29 protein-coding genes and 1 pseudogene are annotated in these 24,954 nt (G+C 55.5%); 21 read left to right on the top strand and 9 right to left on the bottom strand.

The genetic code is table 11. From position 1 onward, the window contains the following. Positions 1 to 148 precede the first annotated feature (148 nt). The 4 genes from fliD to amyA all read left to right on the top strand — a co-directional run bounded on the left by fliD (position 149) and on the right by amyA (position 3,958). The gene (gene fliD / locus L977_RS14455; RefSeq protein ID WP_047626039.1) at positions 149 to 1,561 is read left to right on the top strand and encodes a flagellar filament capping protein FliD; all 1,413 of its coding nucleotides are present in this window, start codon (positions 149 to 151) and stop codon (positions 1,559 to 1,561) included. A 30-nt stretch (positions 1,562 to 1,591) separates the two neighbouring features. Further along, positions 1,592 to 2,002: a flagellar export chaperone FliS gene (gene fliS / locus L977_RS14450; protein WP_014884387.1), complete on the top strand. Its 411-nt coding sequence runs from the start codon at positions 1,592 to 1,594 to the stop codon at positions 2,000 to 2,002. Then, the gene (fliT, locus tag L977_RS14445; RefSeq protein WP_014884388.1) at positions 2,002 to 2,373 is read left to right on the top strand and encodes a flagella biosynthesis regulatory protein FliT; all 372 of its coding nucleotides are present in this window, start codon (positions 2,002 to 2,004) and stop codon (positions 2,371 to 2,373) included. Before fliS ends, fliT begins: the two co-directional genes overlap by 1 nt. A gap of 97 nt (positions 2,374 to 2,470) precedes the next feature. Next, complete coding sequence (gene amyA / locus L977_RS14440) at positions 2,471 to 3,958, top strand: alpha-amylase (RefSeq protein WP_045135352.1); 1,488 nt, start codon at positions 2,471 to 2,473, stop codon at positions 3,956 to 3,958. 93 nt (positions 3,959 to 4,051) lie between these two features. Here amyA and yedD read toward each other — a convergent pair whose 3' ends face one another. Next, on the bottom strand, positions 4,052 to 4,465 hold the full coding sequence (gene yedD, locus L977_RS14435) for a lipoprotein YedD (protein WP_045135351.1): 414 nt from the start codon (positions 4,463 to 4,465) through the stop codon (positions 4,052 to 4,054). Between the two features lie 72 nt (positions 4,466 to 4,537). Beyond that, on the bottom strand, positions 4,538 to 4,852 hold the full coding sequence (fliE, locus tag L977_RS14430; RefSeq protein WP_014884391.1) for a flagellar hook-basal body complex protein FliE: 315 nt from the start codon (positions 4,850 to 4,852) through the stop codon (positions 4,538 to 4,540). Positions 4,853 to 5,080: 228 nt separating this feature from the next. Between fliE and fliF the strand changes: the two genes are divergently transcribed. From fliF to rcsA, 14 genes and pseudogenes are all read left to right on the top strand, one after another. Beyond that, positions 5,081 to 6,760 carry a flagellar basal-body MS-ring/collar protein FliF gene (fliF, locus tag L977_RS14425; RefSeq protein ID WP_045281537.1) on the top strand — a complete coding sequence of 560 codons (1,680 nt, stop codon included), beginning with the start codon at positions 5,081 to 5,083 and terminating at the stop codon, positions 6,758 to 6,760. Next, a complete protein-coding gene (fliG, locus tag L977_RS14420; protein ID WP_008500327.1) occupies positions 6,753 to 7,751 on the top strand; it encodes a flagellar motor switch protein FliG in 999 nt (332 codons plus the stop codon). Before fliF ends, fliG begins: the two co-directional genes overlap by 8 nt. Then, positions 7,744 to 8,451, top strand: a complete 708-nt coding sequence (gene fliH, locus L977_RS14415; RefSeq protein WP_045281538.1) for a flagellar assembly protein FliH — start codon at positions 7,744 to 7,746, stop codon at positions 8,449 to 8,451. The genes fliG and fliH overlap by 8 nt, the downstream gene beginning before the upstream one ends. Beyond that, entirely contained in the window at positions 8,451 to 9,821 is a 1,371-nt protein-coding gene (fliI, locus tag L977_RS14410) for a flagellar protein export ATPase FliI (protein WP_014884394.1), read from the top strand. Before fliH ends, fliI begins: the two co-directional genes overlap by 1 nt. Before the next feature lie 21 nt (positions 9,822 to 9,842). After that, on the top strand, positions 9,843 to 10,286 hold the full coding sequence (fliJ, locus tag L977_RS14405; RefSeq protein ID WP_014884395.1) for a flagellar export protein FliJ: 444 nt from the start codon (positions 9,843 to 9,845) through the stop codon (positions 10,284 to 10,286). Beyond that, positions 10,283 to 11,512 (top strand): flagellar hook length control protein FliK, encoded by a 1,230-nt coding sequence (gene fliK / locus L977_RS14400; protein ID WP_045135290.1) that lies wholly within the window; start codon positions 10,283 to 10,285, stop codon positions 11,510 to 11,512. Before fliJ ends, fliK begins: the two co-directional genes overlap by 4 nt. 106 nt (positions 11,513 to 11,618) lie before the next feature. Continuing rightward, positions 11,619 to 12,089 (top strand): flagellar basal body-associated protein FliL, encoded by a 471-nt coding sequence (gene fliL, locus L977_RS14395; RefSeq protein WP_014884397.1) that lies wholly within the window; start codon positions 11,619 to 11,621, stop codon positions 12,087 to 12,089. Between the two features lie 4 nt (positions 12,090 to 12,093). Beyond that, positions 12,094 to 13,098 (top strand): flagellar motor switch protein FliM, encoded by a 1,005-nt coding sequence (fliM, locus tag L977_RS14390; protein WP_014884398.1) that lies wholly within the window; start codon positions 12,094 to 12,096, stop codon positions 13,096 to 13,098. After that, positions 13,095 to 13,508, top strand: a complete 414-nt coding sequence (gene fliN, locus L977_RS14385; RefSeq protein WP_014884399.1) for a flagellar motor switch protein FliN — start codon at positions 13,095 to 13,097, stop codon at positions 13,506 to 13,508. The genes fliM and fliN overlap by 4 nt, the downstream gene beginning before the upstream one ends. Before the next feature lie 2 nt (positions 13,509 to 13,510). Next, positions 13,511 to 13,885, top strand: coding sequence for a flagellar biosynthetic protein FliO (fliO, locus tag L977_RS14380; protein WP_014884400.1), 375 nt, complete (start codon positions 13,511 to 13,513; stop codon positions 13,883 to 13,885). Next, positions 13,885 to 14,622 (top strand): flagellar type III secretion system pore protein FliP, encoded by a 738-nt coding sequence (fliP, locus tag L977_RS14375; RefSeq protein WP_014884401.1) that lies wholly within the window; start codon positions 13,885 to 13,887, stop codon positions 14,620 to 14,622. The genes fliO and fliP overlap by 1 nt, the downstream gene beginning before the upstream one ends. A 9-nt stretch (positions 14,623 to 14,631) precedes the next feature. After that, positions 14,632 to 14,901 (top strand): flagellar biosynthesis protein FliQ, encoded by a 270-nt coding sequence (fliQ, locus tag L977_RS14370; RefSeq protein ID WP_008500315.1) that lies wholly within the window; start codon positions 14,632 to 14,634, stop codon positions 14,899 to 14,901. 7 nt (positions 14,902 to 14,908) lie between these two features. Next, positions 14,909 to 15,710 (top strand): annotated as a pseudogene (fliR, locus tag L977_RS14365) (flagellar biosynthetic protein FliR). A 278-nt stretch (positions 15,711 to 15,988) separates the two neighbouring features. Beyond that, positions 15,989 to 16,612, top strand: a complete 624-nt coding sequence (rcsA, locus tag L977_RS14360; RefSeq protein WP_023330818.1) for a transcriptional regulator RcsA — start codon at positions 15,989 to 15,991, stop codon at positions 16,610 to 16,612. 102 nt (positions 16,613 to 16,714) lie between these two features. On the opposite strand, the gene dsrB is transcribed toward rcsA, so the two are convergent. Next, a complete protein-coding gene (gene dsrB, locus L977_RS24760; RefSeq protein WP_013097741.1) occupies positions 16,715 to 16,903 on the bottom strand; it encodes a protein DsrB in 189 nt (62 codons plus the stop codon). A 129-nt stretch (positions 16,904 to 17,032) separates the two neighbouring features. Between dsrB and yodD the strand changes: the two genes are divergently transcribed. Beyond that, a complete protein-coding gene (gene yodD, locus L977_RS24755) occupies positions 17,033 to 17,260 on the top strand; it encodes a YodD family peroxide/acid resistance protein (RefSeq protein ID WP_014884403.1) in 228 nt (75 codons plus the stop codon). A 301-nt stretch (positions 17,261 to 17,561) separates the two neighbouring features. Next, entirely contained in the window at positions 17,562 to 18,362 is an 801-nt protein-coding gene (locus L977_RS14345) for a mannosyl-3-phosphoglycerate phosphatase-related protein (RefSeq protein ID WP_047626038.1), read from the top strand. Here the strand turns inward: L977_RS14345 and dgcQ are convergent. From dgcQ to L977_RS14330, 3 genes are all read right to left on the bottom strand, one after another. Then, a complete protein-coding gene (gene dgcQ / locus L977_RS14340) occupies positions 18,347 to 20,047 on the bottom strand; it encodes a cellulose biosynthesis regulator diguanylate cyclase DgcQ (protein WP_047626037.1) in 1,701 nt (566 codons plus the stop codon). The two genes, L977_RS14345 and dgcQ, sit on opposite strands and share 16 nt — an antisense overlap. 73 nt (positions 20,048 to 20,120) lie before the next feature. Continuing rightward, positions 20,121 to 20,303, bottom strand: coding sequence for a YodC family protein (locus tag L977_RS14335; RefSeq protein WP_008500307.1), 183 nt, complete (start codon positions 20,301 to 20,303; stop codon positions 20,121 to 20,123). Between the two features lie 78 nt (positions 20,304 to 20,381). Beyond that, complete coding sequence (locus tag L977_RS14330) at positions 20,382 to 21,296, bottom strand: DUF808 domain-containing protein (RefSeq protein ID WP_349675070.1); 915 nt, start codon at positions 21,294 to 21,296, stop codon at positions 20,382 to 20,384. Between the two features lie 175 nt (positions 21,297 to 21,471). On the opposite strand from L977_RS14330, the gene yedA reads away from it, so the two are divergent. Further along, positions 21,472 to 22,386, top strand: a complete 915-nt coding sequence (gene yedA, locus L977_RS14325) for a drug/metabolite exporter YedA (protein ID WP_047626036.1) — start codon at positions 21,472 to 21,474, stop codon at positions 22,384 to 22,386. On the opposite strand, the gene L977_RS14320 is transcribed toward yedA, so the two are convergent. The 3 genes from L977_RS14320 to L977_RS14310 all read right to left on the bottom strand — a co-directional run. Further along, positions 22,358 to 22,849 carry a very short patch repair endonuclease gene (locus tag L977_RS14320; protein ID WP_047626035.1) on the bottom strand — a complete coding sequence of 164 codons (492 nt, stop codon included), beginning with the start codon at positions 22,847 to 22,849 and terminating at the stop codon, positions 22,358 to 22,360. The two genes, yedA and L977_RS14320, sit on opposite strands and share 29 nt — an antisense overlap. Then, positions 22,830 to 24,245, bottom strand: coding sequence for a DNA cytosine methyltransferase (locus tag L977_RS14315; protein ID WP_014884409.1), 1,416 nt, complete (start codon positions 24,243 to 24,245; stop codon positions 22,830 to 22,832). Before L977_RS14315 ends, L977_RS14320 begins: the two co-directional genes overlap by 20 nt. Before the next feature lie 61 nt (positions 24,246 to 24,306). After that, a partial coding sequence (locus tag L977_RS14310; protein ID WP_047626034.1) for a phosphohydrolase occupies positions 24,307 to 24,954 on the bottom strand: 648 nt, incomplete at its 5' end.

Here is a 24,954-nt window from a genome sequence, read left to right as displayed (position 1 = left end):
ATCTCGATAATTTTTTTAGCCACGGAAATACTCTTCTCTATTACCGTTATTCCCGCCATTAAAAAAAAGAAATTAACCGTAAACTTTCCCCCATTAAGGCCGATAACCCCACTATTCGTTCTACGTGTCGATAGATTAAGGAATAAATATGGCAAGTATTTCATCATTGGGGATTGGTTCGGGTCTTCAGTTAGCAGACATTCTGGATAGTCTGACCAAGGCCGAAAAAGAGCAGCTGACACCGATTTCCAAACAACAGTCATCTTATACCGCCAAGCTGAGCGCTTACGGCACGTTGAAGAGTTCACTGGAAGCGTTTCAGACCGCCAACACCGCGCTGAATAAAGCCGACTTGTTTACGGCCACCAGCACGGCGAGCACCACCACGGCATTCAGCGCCACCACCTCCGGCAGCGCGATTGCGGGTAAATACACCATTAGCGTGTCGCAGCTGGCGCAGGCGCAAACGCTGACCACCAAAAATACCCAGGCGGATACTAAAACCGCTATCGCCACGACAGATAGCAAAATTACCTTTACCGCAGGCAACGGTAAAAAACCGGTGACGGTAGATATCAGCGCGGCCAACTCCTCGCTGACCGGCATTCGTGATGCCATTAACAAAGCGGATGCCGGTGTCACCGCCAGTATTATTAACGTCGGTAATGGTCAGTATCGTCTGTCCATCACCTCTACCGAAACCGGGGCGGACAACGCGGTCAGCATCAGCGTGAGCGGCGACAGCGCTCTGCAATCCTTTATGGGTTATAACGGCACCAGCACCGACGCCAGCAACGGGATGACGGAAAGCGTCACCGCGCAGAACGCGAAGCTGAAGGTGAACAACGTAGATATCGAAAACAGCAGCAATACCATCAGCGATGCGCTGGAAGATATCACCCTGAACCTGAACGATGTCACCACAGGCAACCAGACGCTGACGATCACCAAAGATACGTCTAAAGCGGAAACGGCAATGAAAGCCTGGGTGGATGCTTACAACACCCTTCAGGACAGCTTTGCAACATTAACCAAATATACGGCGGTGGATGCAGGTACAGATGCACAGGATGCCAGCAACGGTGCCCTGCTCGGTGACAGCACGCTGCGTACGATCCAGACCCAGTTGAAAACCATGCTGAGCAACACCGTAGGCGGTACCACCTATAAGACGCTGTCGTCACTGGGCATTACCTCAGACCCAAGCTCAGGCAAACTGGAGCTGGACAGCACGAAGCTGAAAAAAGCGCTAACTGATAACCCGATCGCCGTAAAAGATCTGGTTGTGGGCGACGGTAAAGCCACCGGTATCACCACCACCATGGCCACCAATCTGACTGACTGGCTCTCCAGCAAAGGGATTATCCAGGCGGCAAAAGATGGGGTCAGCAAAACGCTGAACAAGCTGACGGATCAATACAACTCAGTCAGCGATCGTATTGATGCTCGTGTGGCACAGTATAAAGCTCAGTTTACCCAGCTGGACGTACTGATGACCTCATTGAACAACACCAGTAGCTACCTGACGCAGCAGTTTGAAAATACGTCCAGCAACAAGTAGTAAACGCTAATCAGACCCGAGGGGGATAACATGTACGGCGCAAAAGGTACACAAGCCTACGCAAAAATAGAGGTTGAAAGCGCGGTGATGAGCGCCAGCCAGCAACAGCTGGTTATCATGCTATTTGATGGAGCCCTCAGCGCGCTGGTTCGCGCGCGTCTGTTCCTGCAAGACGGCAATATCCCGGCAAAGGGACTCGCGATTTCGAAAGCGATCAACATTATCGAGAACGGTCTGAAGGTCGGCCTGGTGGAAAGTAATGGTGATGAGCTCACACAAAACCTGATCGCCCTTTATGCCTATATGGTTCGTCGCCTCCTGCACGCCAATGTGAATAACGACGCCAGCGCCATCGAAGAGGTGGAAACATTGCTGCGCAATATCGCTGACGGGTGGAAGGAGGTTGCCGGTACCCCACAACTGATGCAGGACGCCGTCTAATGAGTAATGCACCGCAGCTCTATACCCTTTATCAGCAACTCCTTGAGCAGAGCCAGTTGATGTTGCGACTGGCCCGGCAGGGGCTATGGGATGATCTGATCATCTGTGAAACCGACTATGTTAATGCGGTGCACTCACTGGCTCGTCTCACTCAGGAAAGTGAACCTTCGATGCAGATTCAGGAGCAGCTTCGCCCGACGCTGCGGGTGATCCTGGACAACGAAGGCCAGGTAAAAACATTGCTGCAAGCCAGAATGGATGAGCTGGCGAAGCTAGTTGGGCAATCCTCCATCCAGAAAACCGTTCTCTCCACCTACGGTAATCAAGGCGGCCATGTCCTGGTTCCGCAAAGTAATAGCGATATAAGTTAGCCATTTTACTGGCGTACGAGCATTAACCGTTTCGTACGCCAGCATTTCTGCCAAACCTGCGCCATACTTGAGTCTCGCGACCTCATGGAGATGGTGCATGCGCAACCCAACACTTTTACAATGTTTTCACTGGTATTACCCTGCTGGCGGTGAATTGTGGCGCGAAGTCACGGCGTTAGCCCCTAATCTTAATGAAATCGGCATCAATATGATCTGGCTTCCCCCCGCGTATAAAGGTGCGTCCGGCGGGTATTCGGTTGGCTATGACTCATATGATCTGTTCGATCTCGGCGAATTTGACCAGAAAGGCAGTATCGCCACGAAATACGGTGACAAAGCGCAGCTGCTGGAGGCCATTGAGGCGCTGAAAAGCAATGATATCGCCGTGCTGCTGGACGTCGTGGTGAACCACAAGATGGGGGCAGACGAGAAAGAACCTGTCCGCGTTCAGCGCGTGAACGAGCAAGACCGCACGCAAATTGATGATGAAATCATTGAGTGTGAAGCCTGGACCCGCTATACCTTCCCTGCCCGTGCCGGGCAATATTCCCAATTCGTCTGGGATTACAAATGCTTCAGCGGCGTGGACCATATTGAAAACCCGGATGAAGACGGCATCTTTAAAATCGTCAACGACTACACTGGCGAAGGCTGGAACGATCAGGTTGATGATGAGATGGGTAACTTCGATTATCTGATGGGCGAGAATATTGATTTTCGCAATCACGCGGTCACCGAAGAGATCAAATACTGGGCCCGCTGGGTCATGGAACAGACGGGCTGCAACGGTTTTCGTCTGGATGCCGTCAAGCATATTCCCGCCTGGTTTTATAAAGAGTGGATTGAGCACGTCCAGGACGTCGCTGACCAGCCGCTGTTTATTGTGGCGGAATACTGGTCCCATGAGGTGGATAAGCTGCAGGCCTATATTGACCAGGTCGACGGTAAAACCATGCTCTTTGATGCTCCCCTGCAGATGAAATTCCACGAAGCGTCTCGTCAGGGACGGGATTATGACATGAGCCAGATTTTCACCGGTACGCTGGTGGAGGCGGATCCGTTCCATGCGGTCACTCTCGTCGCTAACCACGACACCCAACCTTTGCAGGCGCTGGAAGCACCGGTAGAAGCCTGGTTTAAACCGCTGGCGTATGCGTTGATCCTGCTGCGGGAAAACGGCGTGCCGAGCGTGTTTTATCCGGATCTCTTCGGGGCGAGCTATGACGATACGGGTGGAGATGGCGAGACCTACCACATCGACATGCCGGTCATTGAGCAGCTTCATGAACTGATCCTCGCCCGGCAGCGTTTTGCCCACGGCGTGCAGACCCTGTTTTTTGACCATCCTAACTGCATCGCCTTCAGCCGCAGCGGTACGGAAGACGATCCCGGCTGTGTGGTAGTGATGTCGAACGGCGACGACGGCGAGAAAGTGATTTGTCTTGGGGAAAATTACGGCGACAAAACGTGGCGTGATTTCCTCGGCAATCGCGAAGAAACGGTCACCACCGCGGCAGATGGCGAAGGCACCTTTACCTGTAATGGAGGGAGTGTCAGCGTTTGGGTAATAGAAGATGCGCTGTAGAAACAATGCCGGGTGGCGCTGACGCTTACCCGGCTTACGGGACGGTACTTTTGTAGGCCGGGCCAGGCGAAGCCGCCACCCGGCAACAAACGGCTACGGTAGTTTACTCTCCAGCGGGTTTTTGCTCAGGTAATCAGCACATTCCACCGTTGGGCGGTCAACCTTCTGCAGCTCCATCCCGTCATACTCAAGCGTCGCGCCATCGCGCTCCAGCGGATAGATATCCAGCTTGCGGGTAACGTTGTAGTAGCTGTCTGAACGCAGCATGATTTTACCCGGCACGGCAATCACGCGCTGCCACTGGCGGCAGTCCAGCGTATCGCCCTCTTCGGTCACCACCAGCGTGGCAATCGCTTCAGGACTGACCAGGCTACTCTGCGGTCCTTTTGACTGCCAGTATCCCGCCAGATGCGCCGGGACAGGATGCTTGATCACATCCTGATAGTTATCGACCTGTACGCACCCGGTCAGTGCCAGCAGCGCGCCAGCAATTGCTATTTTTTTCATCATCTTTCCTGCTTTCGAAGAAAAAAATATTGTGGCATTAAAGCGCTGCGGCTGCCAGCGAAGATAAAAGGCTTAAACCTGCATCCCCATCACTTCCTGATAAGCCGACACCAGTTTATTCCGCACCTGAATTCCCATCTGCAGGGAAACCGTGGCTTTCTGCAAATCGGCCATCACGTCATTCAGCGCCACGCCCGGCTCACCGAGGGTGAATTTCTCCGCCTGGGTACGCGCCGCGGTCTGGGTATCGCTGATACGGTCAAGAGCGGCATGCAGTTGCCCCGCAAAGCTGATGGTCGGCTGTTGTTCTGCCACATTCTGATTACGGGCCGTCATCGCCGTTGCCTGCAACTGACTGATTACCCCTTCAATGCCCTGTATAGCCATGACTCTCCCCTGGATGGTTTTTTACGCGGTCAAGACTAACAGCTTGTCAATAAGATAATGGCGGTAAATAGCGTGAAAAAACCAGGTTATTTGACGCATAGAAAATCCGGAATCATCAAATAATGGCAGGGCCATCAATATGGAACTTTTGTCGTGTTTGCCGACCCGGGAGTCAGTTTTGTTTCTCTACACGAATAACGTAAACCACCAGGATTTAAGAGGTGCGCAATGAGTGCAACAGCATCGACAGCGCCGCAAAATAAATCACTCGAGTGGATGAACCGCCTTCGCGCGAATCCTAAAATCCCGTTGATCGTGGCAGGCGCTGCCGCTATTGCCATCCTTGTAGCGATGGTTTTATGGGCAAAAAGCCCTGATTACCGCACGCTCTATAGCAACCTTTCCGATCAGGATGGCGGTGCCATCGTCACCCAGCTTACCCAGATGAACATCCCTTATCGCTTTGCCGATAACGGCGGTGCCCTTGAGGTGCCTGCTGATAAGGTCCACGAGCTGCGTCTGCGTCTGGCCCAGCAGGGCCTGCCGAAGGGCGGTGCGGTCGGTTTTGAACTGCTGGATCAGGAAAAGTTCGGTATCAGCCAGTTCAGCGAGCAGGTGAACTACCAGCGTGCGCTGGAAGGTGAGCTGGCCCGCACCATTGAAACGTTAGGCCCGGTGAAGAGTGCCCGTGTGCATCTGGCGATGCCTAAGCCTTCTTTATTTGTTCGTGAACAGAAATCCCCTTCAGCTTCCGTGACCGTGAACCTCGAACCTGGCCGCGCGCTGGACGAAGGGCAAATCAGCGCGGTGACGCATCTCGTCTCCAGCGCCGTCGCCGGTCTGCCACCGGGTAACGTGACGGTGGTCGATCAAAGCGGACACCTGCTGACCCAATCCAATACCGCCGGGCGTGACCTGAACGACGCGCAGCTGAAATATGCCGCAGACGTAGAAAACCGTCTCCAGCGTCGCATTGAAGCGATCCTCGGCCCGGTTGTCGGTAACAGCAACGTGCATGCGCAGGTGACCGCGCAGATTGACTTCTCTAATAAAGAACAAACCGAAGAGCAATACAGCCCGAACGGCGATCCGGCTCAGGCGGTGATGCGCTCGCGTCAGATCAACTCCAGCGAACAGGTAGGCGGCGCCTACCCTGGCGGCGTGCCGGGTGCGCTCTCTAACCAGCCTGCTCCGGCAAACACGGCACCGATTTCCACGCCGCCGGCCAATCAGCAGAACGGTCAGCAAAATAATCAGCAGACCACCTCAACGACCAGTAACGCCGGTCCACGCACCACTAGCCGTAACGAAACCACGAACTACGAAGTGGATCGGACGATCCGCCACACTAAACTCAACGTGGGCGATATTCAGCGTCTCTCTGTTGCGGTGGTGGTGAACTACAAAACGCTGGCGGATGGCAAACCGTTGCCGTTAACCGCTGAGCAGATGAAGCAGATTGAAAACCTGACCCGCGAAGCGATGGGCTACTCCGAGAAGCGTGGCGACACCCTTAACGTGGTGAACTCGCCGTTCAACGCGGTTGAAGAGACCGGCGGTGAACTGCCGTTCTGGCAACAACAGGCGTTTATCGACCAGCTGATGTCCGCAGGACGCTGGCTGCTGGTGCTGATTGTCGCGTGGCTGCTGTGGCGTAAGGGCGTTCGTCCACAACTCCAGCGTCGTGCTGAAGCAGAAAAAGCCGCTCGCGAACAGATGTCTACGCGTCAGGAAACGGAAGAAGCGGTTGAAGTTCGCCTCAGCAAAGATGAGCAGATGCAGCAGCGTCGGGCTAACCAGCGCATGGGCGCCGAAGTGATGAGCCAGCGCATTCGCGAAATGTCAGATAACGATCCGCGCGTCGTGGCGCTGGTCATCCGCCAGTGGATGGGTAACGAACATGAGTAATACGCTTACAGGCACCGATAAAAGCGTCATCCTGCTGATGACCATTGGCGAAGACCGCGCGGCAGAGGTGTTTAAGCACCTCTCCCAGCGGGAAGTGCAAATCCTCAGTGCGGCCATGGCCAACGTGCGTCAGATCTCCAATAAACAGCTGACCGAAGTGCTGTCGGAATTTGAGCAGGAAGCCGAACAGTTTGCCGCGCTCAACGTCAACGCCAACGACTACCTGCGCTCCGTCCTGGTCAAGGCGCTGGGCGAAGAGCGTGCCGCCAGCTTGCTGGAAGACATTCTGGAAACGCGCGATACCGCCAGCGGGATCGAAACGCTTAACTTTATGGAGCCGCAGAGTGCCGCCGACCTTATTCGCGACGAGCACCCGCAGATTATCGCCACCATCCTTGTCCACCTCAAACGGGGTCAGGCAGCCGATATTCTGGCCCTGTTCGAAGAGCGTCTGCGTCACGATGTGATGCTGCGTATCGCAACCTTCGGTGGCGTCCAGCCGGCCGCGCTGGCGGAGCTGACCGAAGTACTGAACAACCTGCTCGACGGTCAGAACCTCAAGCGCAGCAAAATGGGCGGCGTGAGAACGGCGGCGGAAATCATCAACCTGATGAAAACGCAGCAGGAAGAAGCGGTTATTACCGCGGTTCGCGAATTCGACGGCGAGCTGGCACAGAAAATTATCGACGAGATGTTCCTGTTCGAAAACCTGGTCGAAGTGGACGATCGCAGCATCCAGCGCCTGCTCCAGGAAGTGGACTCCGAATCGCTGCTTATCGCCCTCAAAGGTGCCGAACAGCCGCTGCGCGAGAAGTTCCTGCGCAACATGTCTCAGCGTGCGGCGGATATCCTGCGCGACGACCTTGCCAACCGCGGTCCGGTTCGTCTGTCTCAGGTGGAGAACGAACAGAAAGCCATCCTGCTTATTGTTCGTCGTCTGGCGGAAACCGGCGAGATGGTGATTGGCAGCGGAGACGACACCTATGTCTAATGAGCTGTCGTGGAAGCGCTGGACGCCAGACGATCTGGCCCCTCCCCTTTCTGAATTCACGCCCGCGAAGGTCTCACCCGCAGAGCCTGACGCCGACGTCGGGCAGCCCGAGCTGAGCGAGGAGGAGAAGCAAGCGCAGATGCTGGCGCAGCTGCAAATGCAGGCGCATGAGCAGGGCTACACTGCCGGTCTGAATGAAGGCCGCCAGAAAGGTCACGATCTGGGCTATCAGGAAGGTCTGGCGAAAGGATTAGAGCACGGTATCGACCAGGCGCGTCAGCAGCAGGCGCCGATCCACGCCCGCATGCAGCAGCTGGTCAGCGAGTTCCAGCACACGCTGGACGCGCTGGACAGCGTGATTGCGTCCCGTCTGATGCAGATGGCGCTGGAAGCTGCGCGTCAGGTCATTGGCCAGACGCCTGTGGTGGATAACACGGCGCTGATCAAACAGATTCAGGGGCTTCTGCAGCAGGAGCCGCTGTTCAGCGGCAAACCGCAGCTGCGCGTTCACCCGGACGATCTGCAGCGCATTGAAGAGAGTCTGGGGGCAACCCTCAGCCTGCACGGCTGGCGTTTGCGCGGCGATCCGTCGTTACACCACGGCGGCTGCAAAGTCTCTGCCGACGAAGGTGACCTGGATGCCAGCGTCGCCACTCGCTGGCAGGAACTGTGCCGCCTGGCGGCACCGGGAGTCGTCTGATGACCGCACGCCTCACCCGCTGGCTCAACACGCTCGACAACTTTGAGACGAAGATGGCGCAACTGCCATCCGTTCGTCGTTATGGACGACTGACGCGCGCGACCGGTCTGGTACTGGAAGCCACCGGCCTGCAGCTTCCGCTGGGCGCAACCTGTGTGATTGAGCGTCAGGATGGTCAGGAAACGCGTGAAGTCGAAAGCGAAGTGGTTGGGTTTAACGGTCAGCGACTGTTCCTGATGCCGCTTGAAGAGGTGGAAGGTATTCTCCCCGGCGCCCGCGTCTACGCGAAAAACATCAGCGGCGACGGCCTGCAAAGCGGGAAACAGCTGCCGCTTGGTCCGGCCCTGCTCGGCCGCGTGCTCGACGGCAGCGGGAAACCGCTGGATGGCCTGCCTGCGCCGGACACCACCGAAACCGGGGCGTTGATCACCCAGCCGTTTAACCCCCTGCAGCGTACCCCTATCGAGCATGTGCTGGATACCGGCGTACGGCCGATTAACGCCCTGCTCACGGTAGGACGCGGACAACGTATGGGTCTGTTCGCCGGCTCCGGCGTGGGTAAATCGGTCCTGCTCGGCATGATGGCGCGTTATACCCAGGCCGACGTGATCGTCGTTGGGCTGATCGGTGAGCGTGGCCGTGAAGTCAAAGATTTCATCGAAAACATTCTGGGTGCGGAAGGCCGGGCCCGTTCAGTGGTAATCGCCGCCCCGGCGGATGTGTCCCCCCTGCTGCGTATGCAGGGTGCCGCCTACGCCACCCGTATTGCCGAAGATTTCCGCGACCGCGGCAAGCACGTGCTGCTGATCATGGACTCCCTCACCCGCTACGCGATGGCACAGCGTGAAATTGCGCTGGCTATCGGTGAGCCACCGGCCACCAAAGGCTACCCGCCTTCGGTCTTTGCCAAACTTCCTGCGCTGGTTGAACGCGCAGGGAACGGCATCAGCGGCGGCGGATCCATCACTGCATTTTATACGGTACTGACCGAAGGCGATGACCAGCAGGACCCGATTGCCGACTCCGCGCGCGCCATTCTCGACGGTCATATTGTGTTATCGCGTCGTCTGGCTGAAGCCGGACACTACCCGGCGATTGATATTGAAGCATCCATCAGCCGCGCAATGACGGCGCTGATCACCGAGAAGCATTACGCCCGCGTGCGTAACTTTAAACAACTCCTCTCCAGCTTCCAGCGCAACCGCGATCTGGTCAGCGTGGGGGCGTATGCCAAAGGCAGCGATCCTATGCTCGACAAAGCGATTAGCCTGTGGCCGCAGCTGGAGGCGTTTTTACAACAGGGCATTTTTGAACGTGCCGACTGGGAAGATTCAATCCAGGCTCTGGAGCTGATTTTCCCGCAGGTGTAACACAGGTGGAGGGCGAAGGTCATGGCGCAAAACAGCGCGTTATCAACGCTGAAAGATCTGGCTGAAAAAGAAGTTGATGATGCCGCATTGCAGCTTGGCGCAATGCGACGCGGGTGCCAGCAGGCTGAAGAACAGTTGAAGATGTTAATCGACTATCAGCATGAGTATCGCACCAACCTCAATACCGATATGACCCAGGGCATTGGAAGCCAGCGGTGGATTAACTATCAGCAGTTTATCCAGACGCTGGAGAAGGCGATAGAGCAGCACCGCCAGCAGCTTAACCAGTGGACCCAAAAAGTCGATACCGCGCTGAATTTCTGGCGTGAGAAAAAACAGCGGCTGCAGGCCTGGCAAACCTTACAGGACCGGCAGATCGCAGCCGCGACCCTGGCGGAAAACCGTCTGGATCAGAAAAAAATGGATGAGTTTGCCCAGCGCGCATCAATGAGGAAACCGGAATGATCACACTGCAACAACTGCTGATGAGCGACAGCGACCTGTCGGGCGGGATGCAAACAGGGAAAGGCACCGACGGTGCGCAAGACTTTCTCTCCCTGCTAACGGGTGCCCTGACGGACGCGACGGGCAAGGGCAAAGATGCGCCGCTGACCCTGGCTGACCTGAAAGCCGCTGGCAGTAAGCTGTCAAAAGTCGCTCAGGACGCCAAAGGCGATACCGCGCTGCAGGCCAAAATTGCCGACCTGCTCGCGCGTCAGCCAGCCCTGAGTGGCGATGAAACGGCGCAGCTTGCCACGCCTGAAACCCTGATTTCCGGGCTGGTGCCGCTGTCAAAGGGCGATGCCCTGAAAACGCTCAATGCGGCCAACAGCAAGGATGACAGCAAAAGCGAACTGAGCGAAGAAGAGCTGGCCGGATTAAGCGCGCTGATGGCAATGCTGCCGCACCAGCAGACCAGCACGCCTCACGCGGCGGGCAGTAACGGCGTTTCCGCAACCTCAACGTTGAGTTCAGCGACGCTTTCGCCAAACGCAGCGGGCCACTCCCCCCTGAACGCGGTAGCGGGAGACCACGATAAAGCGCAGCTTTCCGCACCTTATCAGAGTCAGGCGAAAAACAACGACCCGGATCTCTCCGCCAATGCGCCAGTCACTCCGGTCGTGGCCGCTGCGGCAGAGAAGCAGGAATTCGCCAGTTCCTCTTCATCATCCTCACCCACGGCTACCCTGGCGCCGATCATGTCCAGTCATGCTACCAGCCAGCCTGCCGCTACCGTTGCCACCGCGCCGGTGTTAAGCCAGCCGCTGGGTACTCACGAATGGCAGCAGTCCCTGAGCCAGCACATCACGCTGTTCACTAAGCAGGGGCAACAGACTGCGGAGCTGCGCCTGCACCCGGAAGATCTGGGCCAGGTGCAAATCTCGCTTAAACTGGATGATAACCAGGCGCAGCTGCAGATGGTCTCGGCACACAGCCACGTGCGCGCGGCGCTGGAAGCGGCACTGCCTGTCCTGCGGACGTCACTGGCAGAGAACGGTATTCAGCTCTCTCAGAGCAGCGTCAGCAGCGAAAGCTTTGCCGGGCAACAGCAATCCTCATCGCAGCAGCATCAGGCTTCACGTTCCGGTCACAACGGCGGATTTAATGAAGAGAGCGAGGAGCTACTGCCCACCCCTGCCGCCCTGCAATCCGCGGCGCGCGGTAACAGCGCCGTAGACATCTTCGCCTAAACGCCAGAGGTAGCGTGATTATCCCCGTCTTTTCCACGCTTTGACGACGGCAGGACACGGGATAATCACCTTATTAAGCTGTACCGAAACAGGAAGCTCGTATCAGATGACAGACTCCGCTATCACCAAAAAAAGTAAGCGTTCCATCTGGATCCCGCTGCTGGTGTTGATCACGCTCGCCGCCTGCGCTACCGCGGGCTATAGTTACTGGCGTATGCAGCAGGAACCTTCAACCGCTGCCGCCAAAGCCGAACCCGCACCGCCGCCGGCGCCGGTCTTTTTCCCTCTGGACACCTTCACCGTTAACCTCGGTGATGCGGATCGTGTGCTGTATGTCGGTATTACGCTGCGCCTGAAGGATGAAGCCACCCGCGCGCGCCTGAATGATTATCTTCCGGAAGTGCGTAGCCGTCTTCTTCTGCTGTTCTCTCGTCAGGACGCCTCCGCGCTGGCCACCGACGTGGGTAAGCAAAAGCTGGTCGACGCCATCAAAGAGACGCTGGCCACCCCGCTGGTAAACGGCCAACCTAAGCAGGAAGTCACTGACGTTCTGTATACAGCCTTCATTCTGCGGTAACGACATGGGCGACAGTATTCTTTCTCAGGCAGAAATCGATGCGCTGCTCAACGGCGACAGCGATAAAAACGATGATCCGCAACCGGGCCTAACGGGTGACGACAATATTCGTCCCTATGATCCGAATACCCAGCGCCGCGTAGTTCGTGAACGTCTGCAGGCTCTGGAGATCATTAACGAACGTTTTGCACGTCAGTTCCGTATGGGGCTGTTCAACCTGTTGCGTCGTAGCCCGGATATCACGGTCGGTGCGATCCGCATTCAGCCGTATCACGAGTTTGCCCGCAACCTGCCGGTGCCAACCAACCTTAACCTGATTCATCTGAAGCCGCTGCGCGGCACCGGTCTGGTCGTGTTTTCGCCAAGCCTGGTGTTCATTGCGGTGGATAACCTGTTCGGCGGCGACGGGCGTTTCCCGACCAAAGTAGAAGGTCGTGAATTCACCCACACCGAACAGCGCGTCATCAACCGCATGCTGAAGCTGGCGCTGGAGTCCTACAGCGACGCGTGGAAAGCGATTAACCCGCTGGAAGTGGAATACGTTCGTTCCGAGATGCAGGTGAAGTTTACCAATATCACCACCTCCCCGAACGATATCGTCGTCAACACGCCGTTCCACGTTGAGATCGGTAACCTGACCGGCGAGTTCAATATCTGTCTGCCGTTCAGCATGATTGAACCGCTGCGCGAGCTGCTGGTTAACCCGCCGCTGGAAAACTCACGCAACGAAGATCAGAACTGGCGTGAAAATCTGGTTCGCCAGGTCCAGCACTCACAGCTTGAGCTGGTGGCTAACTTTGCCGACATCTCAATGCGGTTATCCCAGATCCTGAAATTACAACCCGGCGACGTTTTGCCGATAGACAAACCCGACCGCATTATTGCCCATGTGGATGGTGTCCCCGTGCTGACAAGCCAGTACGGCACGATTAACGGTCAGTATGCGTTACGCGTTGAGCACTTGATCAACCCGATTTTGAATTCGCTGAATGAGGAACAGCCCAAATGAGTGACATGAACAATCCGTCCGATGAAAACAGCGGAGCACTGGACGATCTGTGGGCTGACGCGTTAAACGAACAAAAAGCGACCCCAACGAAAAGCGCAGCGGATGCGGTATTCCAGCAACTCGGCGGCGGTGACGTCAGCGGCACGCTGCAGGATATCGACCTGATTATGGACATCCCGGTCAAGCTGACCGTTGAACTGGGACGCACCCGGATGACCATTAAAGAGCTGCTGCGCCTGACGCAGGGTTCCGTCGTGGCCCTTGACGGTCTGGCCGGTGAGCCGCTGGATATTCTGATCAACGGTTATCTGATTGCCCAGGGTGAAGTAGTGGTGGTTGCCGATAAATACGGCGTGCGTATCACGGACATCATCACCCCATCTGAACGTATGCGTCGTCTGAGCCGATAAGTATGAAAACCCAGGCAACACTATCGCAACCGTCTGCCGTTCCCGGTTCCCCGCTGCTCCAGGTGAGCGGGGCGTTGTTCGGTATTATTGCCTTTATTCTTATCGCCGCCTGGCTGGCGAAGCGTTTTGGTCTGGCGGGTAAAACCGCCGGAACCCGCGGCCTGAAGGTGAGCGCCAGCACCACGCTGGGGCCGCGTGAACGCGTGGTTATCGTCGAGGTGGACGATGCGCGTCTGGTTTTGGGTGTCACCGCCTCAAACATCAACGTATTACATAAACTGCCGCCCGCCCCTGTCACGGTGGAGGAGCGCGCACAAGCCCCTGCGGATTTTCAGTCCGTCATGAAGAGTTTGCTTAAGCGTTCCGGGAGATCCTGATGCGCCGTTTGTTATCCCTTACGCTTGCAGGCATTGGCCTGTTTGCTCCCGCGGTTTATGCGCAACTGCCCGGTCTGGTCTCAACGCCCATTGCCGGTGGCGGTCAGAGCTGGTCGCTCCCGGTGCAGACGCTGGTATTCATCACCTCGCTGACCTTTATCCCGGCCATCCTGCTGATGATGACCAGCTTCACCCGCATCATTATCGTCTTTGGTCTGCTGCGAAACGCGCTCGGTACCCCTTCCGCGCCGCCAAACCAGGTGCTGCTGGGGCTGGCGCTGTTTTTGACCTTTTTCATTATGTCGCCGGTCATCGATAAGATTTATACCGACGCGTACCAGCCGTTCAGCGAAGATAAAATCTCCATGCAGGAGGCGCTGGATAAAGGCGCACAGCCGCTGCGGGAATTTATGCTGCGCCAGACGCGCGAAGCGGATCTGGCACTCTTTGTTCGCTTGTCCAATACCGGCGAATTGCAGGGGCCGGAAGCGGTACCCATGCGCGTTTTGCTGCCAGCCTACGTCACCAGCGAGCTGAAAACGGCGTTTCAGATTGGCTTTACCATCTTTATTCCGTTCCTGATTATCGACCTGGTGATCGCCAGCGTCCTGATGGCGCTCGGGATGATGATGGTGCCGCCCGCAACCATTGCCCTGCCCTTTAAGATCATGCTCTTTGTACTGGTCGATGGCTGGCAGCTGCTGGTCAGTTCGCTGGCGCAGAGTTTCTACAGTTAAGGAACGGCAATGACACCCGAATCGGTCATGATGATGGGCACGGAAGCGATGAAAATCGCCATTGCCGTTGCCGCTCCCCTGCTGCTTGTCGCGCTGGTTACCGGTCTGATTATCAGTATTCTGCAGGCCGCCACGCAGATTAACGAAATGACGCTGTCCTTCATTCCGAAAATCATCGCCGTATTTGTGGCGATTATCGTGGCCGGACCGTGGATGCTGAACCTGTTGCTGGACTATATGCGCAACCTGTTTACCAATCTTCCGTATATCATCGGCTGACCTGACGATGCTGCACTTCACCAGCGACCAGTGGGTTCAGTGGCTCGGCGTCTATTTCTGGCCGATGCTGCGCATTCTGGCGCTGATTACCACCGCCCCGATTTTCAGCGAGAAATCGATCCCAAAGCGTGTCAAAGTGGGGCTGGGCATTATCATCACCATCATCGTCGCCCCTTCCCTTCCCCCGGTGGATATTCCGATCTTCTCGGCGAATGCGGTGTGGGTGGCATTACAGCAGGTGATGATTGGCGTTGCCGTAGGCTTTACCATGCAGCTCGCCTTTGCCGCCGTTCGCACGGCCGGGGAGCTGATTGGCCTGCAGATGGGCTTATCGTTCGCCACGTTTGTTGACCCCGGCAGCCACCTCAATATGCCGGTGCTGGCGCGCATTATCGATCTGCTCGCCATGCTGCTGTTCCTGTCGTTTAACGGTCATCTGTGGCTTATCTCCATGCTGGTGGATACTTTTCATACGCTGCCGATTGGTGAAAACCCGGTCAACAGCAATGCCTTTCTCGCGCTCACCCGCGCGGCGGGGCTGATCTTCCTCAATGGCCTGATGCTGGCGTTGCCGATTATCACCCTGCTCCTGACCGTCAACCTGGCATTAGGTCTGTTGAACCGCATGGCACCGCAGCTCTCCATCTTTGTGATCGGTTTTCCGCTGACGTTGACGGTCGGAATTTTATTAATGTCATTACTGATGCCCCTTATCGCCCCCTTCTGTGAACACTTATTCGGCGAGATATTCAATCTGTTAGCAGATATTGTCAGCGAGCTGCCACGTAAATAATAGTCCTCACGATTGATATTGTCTTTCTGAGGATATTCCTAAAATAAAACATGAAAAACATCTTCCAGGATATATCTGACGGGGTTTAATTGTTTCTAACCACCTCACAATACTTAATATTTACTTTACTTTAAGAAGATTCCTGGCAAATTATACGTAACTTTACGGGATAGTGAGTCCGCCTGAAAGTCTTTGTCATGCTCACAGGTTTATTATTTTTTTCCATCCCGTATGGCTGTTTTGAGCTCTCAGGCAGATGGTGAATTATCGTTACGCATTGAGTGAGGGTATGCCATGTCAACGATCATTATGGATTTATGCAGCTACACCCGGCTAGGGTTAACCGGGTACCTGGCAAGCAGAGGGGTAAGAAAGAGAGACATCAACGATGCACACACCGTTGACGAACTCGCAGTCGCTTGTGACGAACTAAAACCAGGCGTGGTGTTTATTAATGAGGACTGTTTCATTCACGATCCAGCCAACAGTCAGCACATTAAGCAAATCATTAATCAGCATCCAAAAACTCTGTTTATTGTTTTTATGGCGATCGCGAATATCCATTTCGATGAGTATTTGTTGGTCCGTAAAAATTTATTGATCAGTTCTAAGTCGATTAAGCCCGAGTCGCTGGATGACATTCTGGGTGATTATTTGAATAAAGAAGTTAAAAATGTAGGAGCGGTTAACTTACCCACCCTATCATTAAGCAGGACTGAATCAAGTATGCTGCGAATGTGGATGGCAGGACAAGGAACTATTCAGATCTCTGACCAGATGAATATTAAAGCAAAAACCGTTTCATCACATAAAGGAAATATTAAAAGGAAAATTAAAACGCATAATAAGCAAGTGATCTATCACGTGGTACGTTTGACCGATAATGTGACGAACGGGATTTTCGTCAACATGCGTTAGTGGCTTAAACCCCTTTGCACCCTACCTTTGATCTCTGGCCAGGCCAGAGATTTTTGCTTATGTGGGCGTTGTCGGGCAACCGCAATGCCACCCGACGCTGTGTTACTCCGCTTTTTCGACAAAAATGCCATCCGGATGCCCCAGTTCATTAAAAAACCAGATGCCGAGCGGGTAGTCTTCCAGTGATACCAGGTACATTGTTCCCTCACTGAACTCTTCAATTGCCAGTACCACCCCCGGGCGGCGCGGCCCACCGTCCGTTTTAACGGTAACCCGATCGTTGACCTTCATACATTCCTCCTCTGGTTTTGAGCCAGTGTAGAACAAAACGCATGCGCTGACATCGCTGACGGATGCGAATGCCGTTTTTGTGTGCGGTCTATACTTAACCGTGGACACGTTTATATGAGGTACCCCGTAATGAAGACCAACAAAGCGTATAGCGACACCATCAAGCGCGAAGTCGAAGTGGATGTCGATGCCCTGCTGGCCGCCATCAATGAGATCAGTGAATCCGAAGTACGTCGTGCAGAGGATGATTCCGAGAGGGTGATGGTGAACGGGAGGGATTACCATACCTATCGCGAACTGGCGGAGGCCTTCGAGCTTGATATACACGACTTTAGCGTGTCTGAAGCCAATCGATAGCGCGAAAAAAATCCCGGTCATGGGGATGGCCGGGATCAAAACTTGCTTATGCAAGAAGCACTTGAAAATTCGTTACACCAGGAAATCTGATGTACAAACCACACTATCCCCAACGATTTTGTCTGACAAGCATATATTCTTACGGCGAATATAATATTTTTAACATAATCATTTTTGTTATGAGCAATAACGCACGGTGAATGCGGCTTTGGCTGAATCGCGTCTTATAAAGACGGTTTTCCCTTCAGTATTTTTTTAAGAATATTCTTAGGTAGAGGCGCATGCGCTTTCAGGAGTCATCATGCTTTCACTTCAGGGTCCCCTGCTGGTTTTTTCCGATCTGGATGGATCGCTTCTGGACATTCATACCTACGAGTGGCAACCCGCGATGCCATGGCTGGACAAACTGCAGGATTATCAGGTGCCGGTGATTCTGTGCAGCAGCAAGAGTGCCGCAGAGATGCTGGATATACAACAGGATCTGGGCCTGGAGGGGTTACCTTTTATTGCTGAGAACGGCGCGGTCATTCAGCCTGATGTGCGCTGGGAGATGGGGCAGCGCCAGATCACAGGGATGACGCATCGGGAAATTCATCCGCTTATTGAGCAAATCCGCCAGCAGGCAGGCTTTAAATTCGTCACGTTTGATGACGTGAACGAACGCGTCATCAGCGAATGGACCGGGCTGACGCGCTACCGTGCGGCGCTCGCACGCAAACACGACGCCTCTGTCACGCTCATCTGGCGTGATACCGACGACGCAATGGTCCGCTTTGAAGAGGCGCTGGCGCAAAGGGGTCTGAAATGTCTACAGGGGGCTCGTTTCTGGCACATTCTGGATGCACGCTGCGGTAAAGACGTGGCGGTTAAGTGGCTGATTGCGCAGTACCGCGAGCAGGAAGATTGTGTCCCCACCACCCTGGGGCTGGGGGATGGCCCAAACGATGCGCCGCTGCTGGACAGCGTCGACTTCGCCGTGGTGATTAAAAGCATAAACCGCCAGGGCATTACGCTACAGAATGATAGCCCTGAACGGGCTTATCACACGCAGCAGAGCGGTCCCTTAGGCTGGCGGGAAGGGATGGATCACTTTTTCTCCTGATCGCTCCAGCACACCCGGTTACGCCCGCTCTGCTTGGCCTGATACAGCCTGTCGTCCGCGGCAGACTGCAGCTGTTCAAAAACATAGTTCTCTTTTTCCTGCGCGCTGGCGACGCCCAGGGAGGCGCTAATGCGAACGGTCGTGCTCTTTTTCACCAGGATCTCCCTGCTGTTGATGCGTGACCGGATGCGCTCCGCGACCCTTCTCCCCTCTTCCAGGCTGCTCCCCGGCAGGACGACGCAAAACTCTTCCCCGCCCACGCGCCCGGCAACGTCATTTTTGCGCAGCACGCTGGCAATCAACCCTGCGGCATGGGACAGCACTTTGTCACCCGCCTGATGCCCGTACTGGTCATTAATGCATTTGAAATGGTCAAGATCGATCTGTATCACCGTAAACGGCTGACCCTGTTGTCGACAGTTCTCCGCAATCACTTTTGCGCGCTCAAACAGCGCGCCGCGGTTATTCAGACGCGTGAGGGGATCGTGCCAGGCCTGCCACTGCAGGGAGTGCTGGAGGGTGTACATATTGCTGACCATCCTGCGGATGACCAGCCATGAAACAAGCAGCATGGCGGTAAAGAGCGCCCACAGCAGGGCCAGCACAATACTGATGCTGCCAAAGTCACCCTGTACGCCTTCGTGCAACGTATGAACGCGTAAGATCACCCCGTCAAAATGATCGAGTCGCTCCCAGCTAATAAAACGGCTTCCAAGGCGAATTCCGCCTCGGGTGTCGTGTTCAATCGCGTGCGCAATTTGCGCCGTTTCAACCTCATCAAAGCGGTTCACCTGACTGCCGTCCACTTCTGACGTGGCAATCATGTTCAGACGCGTGTCATACAGTTGATACTCGCCCTCCGTCCGGTCCTGCGTCGCCTCAGTCAGCAGGCGTTTCATGGTGTGTATGGAGAAATCCATCGCTACCACACCATACCAGTAATGCTCAAAATAGATGGGCACGCTCGCCGTTATCGTGCGCTCCCCATTGCTCCAGGGCGACGGCGACGAAATAAACCAGCGCACCGCCCGCGCGCGATTGTGGCGTTCTGACTGCAAGGTAAACCAGGGTTGAGTCACCAGAAAGTAATAGCGGGCGCTGATATCGTCAGCCATATCAGGCGTGTCTGTCGAAAGATAAAACCCCGCGCGGGAAACGTAGATTATCCGCTCTTCACTTTGCACACCCGACGAGGCCAGGCGCAGTAAATACCCCACTTCCAGCGCGGCAGAGATCTCATTACTGATACGCTCACTATCACGGTTAAGGAGCGTGGATTTTGCAACGAAGGCATCTGACACGCCGTTCAGGGGAAGGGTGCGTTTTTTATCAACGGCCAGCTGCCAGGTTTCATCCGTCCGCACGGCGCTAAAACGAGACACCGCATCGCGCAGGACATCAAACCCCAGGGGGGTCTGTAAGGCATCATGCATGCTGGTGCGAAAAAACAGCATTTTGTCCACGCTGTACTGCAGCTGACGGTCCAGCGACGTGGCGACCGTTTCGAGATGGTTACGCTGGCTGGAGATATACGCCTCCTCCAGGACCACCACCTCACGCCATGTCAGGAGGGTGGAAAAGACAAGGACGACAAGAAAACAGAGATTAACGATTAACCCCGGATTGCTACGCTTATGCAGCCATTGCAGAAAATATTGTTTTACAACAAAGGTATCGCGCTGCACACACACTCCCTGATTACTGCCTTACACCCGGTACATGAGATAAAAACGCCCGGCAAAGCCGGGCGTTATGTGATTAAGCCTTGTCCCGCTTGTGCTGCCCGTCGCCCGGCTGAAGCTCATCTTCACGAAATGCTTCCCGCTTGATGCTATAGCCATCGTGCCACCGACACTCCACCATTCCGCTGGAATAGCCTGTGACAATCATACGTGGGCCACCTTTCTTAGGCTTAACTTCATCACTGACCAAAAAGACCATACCTGCCTCCTGTATCAGGGTGAAACTGTTTCAATTTAGACGAGGAATAGTCTTTTTGCATACCACAACAGGTAACAATTAGTGCGCCGAACCGCGCATTTTCTCGACCAGTTTCACCGCCGCCACCACGATAGCGCCAACGATAAAGCCCAGCACAAGATTAAGCAGCGTCGGCAGAATAGCGGCCACCACGCTCCCCTGCGCCGAGGAGAACTGTTCGATCGCATGGTGCAGCGGAGCAATGCCGTGGACCACAATACCGCCCCCCACCAGGAACATCGCCAGGGTGCCAACCACCGACAAGCTCTTCATCAACCACGGTGCCAGCGTCAGTAAGCTTTTACCGATGCCTTTTGCCACCGCGCTTGATTTCTCCTCCAGCCAGTAGCCGATATCATCCAGCTTCACGATCAATCCGACCAGACCGTACACGCCGACGGTGACCAGAATGGCGATGCCGGAGAGGATCAACACCTGATTGAGCAGCGGCGCATCGGAGACAATGCCCAACGTAATGGCGACGATCTCTGCCGAGAGAATAAAGTCGGTCCGAATGGCGCCTTTGACTTTATCGCGCTCGAAGGTTTTCGGATCCTGCGCGGCCAGCGCGTCCAGACGCTGCTGGCGCATCTCCGGCGTGTCGTTCTGCTTGCGTGCGCTGAAGGAGTGCAGGACTTTCTCCACGCCTTCAAAGCATAAAAATGCCCCGCCAATCATCAGCAACGGCGTGATAGCCCAGGGAATAAATGCACTGATCAGCAGCGCCAGCGGCACCAGGATCACTTTATTCAGAAACGAGCCTTTTGCCACGCCCCACACCACCGGCAGTTCGCGGTTAGCCCGTACACCGCTCACCTGTTGAGCGTTAAGCGATAAATCATCCCCCAGCACACCCGCGGTTTTCTTCGCCGCCAGTTTCCCCATCACGGAAATATCATCCAGTAAGGTGGCAATATCATCCAGCAATGTTAATAAGCTACTTCCTGCCAAAATCGTGATCCTTCTTTTTTTGGTAATTAAGTGAATAGTATGGAGCAAAAGCGCAAACGCGGAAACAGGCACCTCACGTCAACAAAAAATTCACATCAACTACACAATTAAAGGGCTCGCCAGCAGGATAGTTTTCGCGTTTACTATCAGCGACCTTTTTATTTCGTCGTGAGGGATTATGCGTTTCCGGCAACTGCTACCGCTTATCGGAGCACTTTTTTCGCTTTATATCATCTGGGGTTCGACCTACTTTGTCATTCGCATCGGCGTGGAAAGCTGGCCGCCGCTGATGATGGCGGGCATTCGTTTCCTCTTGGCGGGCGTGTTGCTGCTGGCCTTTCTGCTGCTGCGCGGTCATAAGCTACCGCCGCTGCGCCCGATGCTCAACGCTGCCCTGATTGGCCTGCTGCTATTGGCGGTAGGGAATGGGTTTGTGACCATTGCCGAGCACCAGAACGTACCTTCGGGGATCGCCGCCGTGGTCGTTGCCACCGTACCGCTGTTTACCCTCTGCTTCAGCCGTCTTTTTGGTATCCGTACCCGCAAGCTGGAATGGCTGGGGATTGGCATCGGCCTGGCGGGCATTATTCTGCTCAACAGCGGCGGTAACCTGAGCGGCAATCCGTGGGGGGCGATCATTATTCTTATCGGCTCAATGAGCTGGGCGTTTGGTTCGGTATACGGTTCGCGTATCGAACTGCCAACCGGCATGATGGCGGGGGCGATTGAGATGCTTGCCGCGGGGATCGTGCTTCTGATGGCTTCCATGCTGACGGGGGAAAGGCTGACGACACTGCCGGGTCTGTCGGGCTTCCTGGCGGTCGGGTATCTGGCGCTGTTTGGTTCGCTCATTGCAATCAATGCCTACATGTTCCTGATCCGCAATGTGTCTCCGGCGGTTGCCACCAGCTATGCCTACGTCAACCCGGTCGTGGCCGTGCTGCTCGGTACCGGGCTCGGCGGGGAAACGCTCTCTCCGGTTGAGTGGTTAGCATTAGGGGTGATTGTTTTTGCCGTCGTGCTGGTGACGCTGGGCAAATATTTACTGCCGGCGAAGCCCGTGATTACGCCTTGCGGGGTGGAGAAACCGTAAGCGCGTGGATCCCCTGTGTGTCGATCTGCGCGGTGTGTCCGCCGCCGCAGATCCACTCTTCCAGCCGTTCGCGCAGATCGGCATCGTTCAGTTTTCGCCGCCCTCTCAGCGCACACTCCCAGACGATCAGCACGCGCCAGCCCTGCGCGATAAGCGTGGTGCGATCCCGCGCGTCGCGCGCAACGTTCTTGCCAATCTTCTCCAGCCAGAAATCAGTGCGCGTTGCCGGAACTTTAAACAGGTAACAGTCGTGATGATGCCAGAAACAGCCGTGGGTAAAGATAATGCACTGATACGCGTCGATGACGAAATCCGGTCGCCCCGCCAGCGCGGCATCCTGCACGCGGAAATCAAACCCCGCCTGCGTCAATAATCCGGCCAGACGCTTTTCAATGGCGGTATCACGCGTGCCGATGGCACGCATGTTTTTGCTGCGCGTTGCCTTATCGTGAACGTCCGTCATTGACGGCCTCACTCTGGCGGAGTGCCACCGCCTGCCGGATACGTGAGGCCAGCAGTTTTGCCACCGCCGCAAACGCGGGCACCACCACCGAGTTACCAAACTGACGGTATGCCTGAGTGTCCGACACCGGAATACGGAAACTGTAGCCCTGCGGCGTTTCAAAGCCCATCAGCCGGGCACATTCCCGTGGCGTGAGGCGTCGTGGACGGTGGAGCTGGTTTTGCGGATCGTCGAAATCCCTCTCGCCCAGCGCTTTATCCCAGCCTCTGTCGATCAGGATTTCCGCGCCGTCTTTATAATAACGGGCGGACAAGGTGCGGGTCACGCTGTGCGGATCGTGAGGATTAACCATGCCAAATCCGAAGCCGTTGCCTTTTGCCTGATGCTTTTTGGCATAGCGGTAGAGGTATTTCCACAGAACGGGCGTAAGGATAAATTTCGCGTCGACCACAGGCTCCAGCAGGTCGGCGACGGTTGGACGACGCTCGGGATACAGAGACGGGATATCCCGCAGGGTAAAATCTCCCTTCAGATTGAGATCGCGGCGGAAGCCGACCAGCACAATGCGCTCGCGATGCTGGGGCAGGAAATGTTTCCCGTCAATGATTTTTGGGTCATCCGCGCCCATATCCTCAGAATCGGCCACGTCGTAACCCAGCTCATCCAGGGTTTGCATAATAATGCGGAAAGTTTTTCCGCCGTCATGGCTCTTTAAGTTTTTGACGTTTTCCAGCACAAAGATGGCCGGGCGGCGGGCGTCAATGATGCGTGCCACATCAAAAAACAGCGTTCCCTGCGTATCGCAGGCGAAACCGTGGGCGCGTCCGAGGGCATTCTTTTTCGATACGCCGGCCAGCGAGAAAGGCTGGCAGGGGAAGCCAGCCAGCAGCACGTCGTGCGCCGGGATCGTCTGACGAATATGCCCGGCGGCCTGTTCATCCGTGACGCCGCTTTTATGGCTCAGGGTGACATCACGTATATCGGCGTTGAAGTGATGCTCGTGCGGATCGCAGTACCAGTTCGCTTTATAGGTGCGTACCGCATGTTTGTTCCACTCGCTGGTAAACACGCACTGACCGCCGATGGCTTCAAAACCGTGCCGGATCCCACCGATACCGGCGAACAGATCGATAAAGCGGAATGCATAGTCCGGGTGCGCGGCAGACGGACGCGGAAGCAGGTTTTGCAGATAACGAAACTCACCGTCGCTCAGGCGGCGCCCTGCCCGCTCGCTGGTCAGCAGTCGCTTAAGGATGGCCGGGCTCCAGTGGCTCTCACCGTGCGCTATCAGCTGGTTCGCCAGCGTTTTGACATCATAAATATCCAGCAGCTGGCGCAGTAATGCCTGCACCGTTGCCGTTGATTTCTCAGCCTGCTCTGGCGCGGGCCCTGTCACTGATCGATTTTCCTGCATTCTTTTAACCGGAGAATAAAGACTGGGAACAGATTACCACAGTTCAGTTGGGCAAACTGCGACAGAAGCGGTGCTGAATCTGGCTATCCAGCCCGATGCAGTCGCCCTGTAATTCGGCACTGAGTTTCGCCATAAAGTGAACGAGAAAATCGGCGTTATGTTGCGCGAGCTCGCGCCCGACGTCGGTTTGCATTGTATCAGGCAAGCGCAGCAGCTTAGTCTGAAAATGATCGAGGGCAAATGCCCGGTCATCCAGCGAGCGCGCATCGGCAAAGGGATCTTCCGCGTCAAACAGTGCCACGCCCAGCGCCCCCGAGACGGCAAACACGCGCGCCAGGCCAATCGCGCCCAGCGCTTCGAGACGATCGGCGTCCTGGACAATTTTGGCCTCGATACTTTGCGGCGCAATACCCGCGCTGAAACTGTGCGCCTCGATGGCATGCTCCACGGCGGCAAAGCGATCCGGCGGAAAGTCCGGGAAATCGCGGTGCAGAATGTCCCGCGTTTTGCGCGCCGCCAGACGCGATGACTGACTGCGTTCAGGATGATTTTTCGGCAGGCTAACGATGTCGTGAAAATAGCAGGCGGTCAGGACCACCAGCGGATCGGCCTGATGATGAATCATTATTTTGCGGGCCGTCATCCAGACGCGTCGGAAGTGCGAAATATCATGCGCACTGTCTTCATGTTC

It is taken from the genome of Enterobacter sp. ZOR0014 (assembly GCF_000798855.1).
GTDB lineage: Bacteria > Pseudomonadota > Gammaproteobacteria > Enterobacterales > Enterobacteriaceae > Enterobacter > Enterobacter kobei.
Note: the sequence above shows the minus strand (reverse complement) of the source record. Positions and strands in the feature narration are given on the sequence as shown.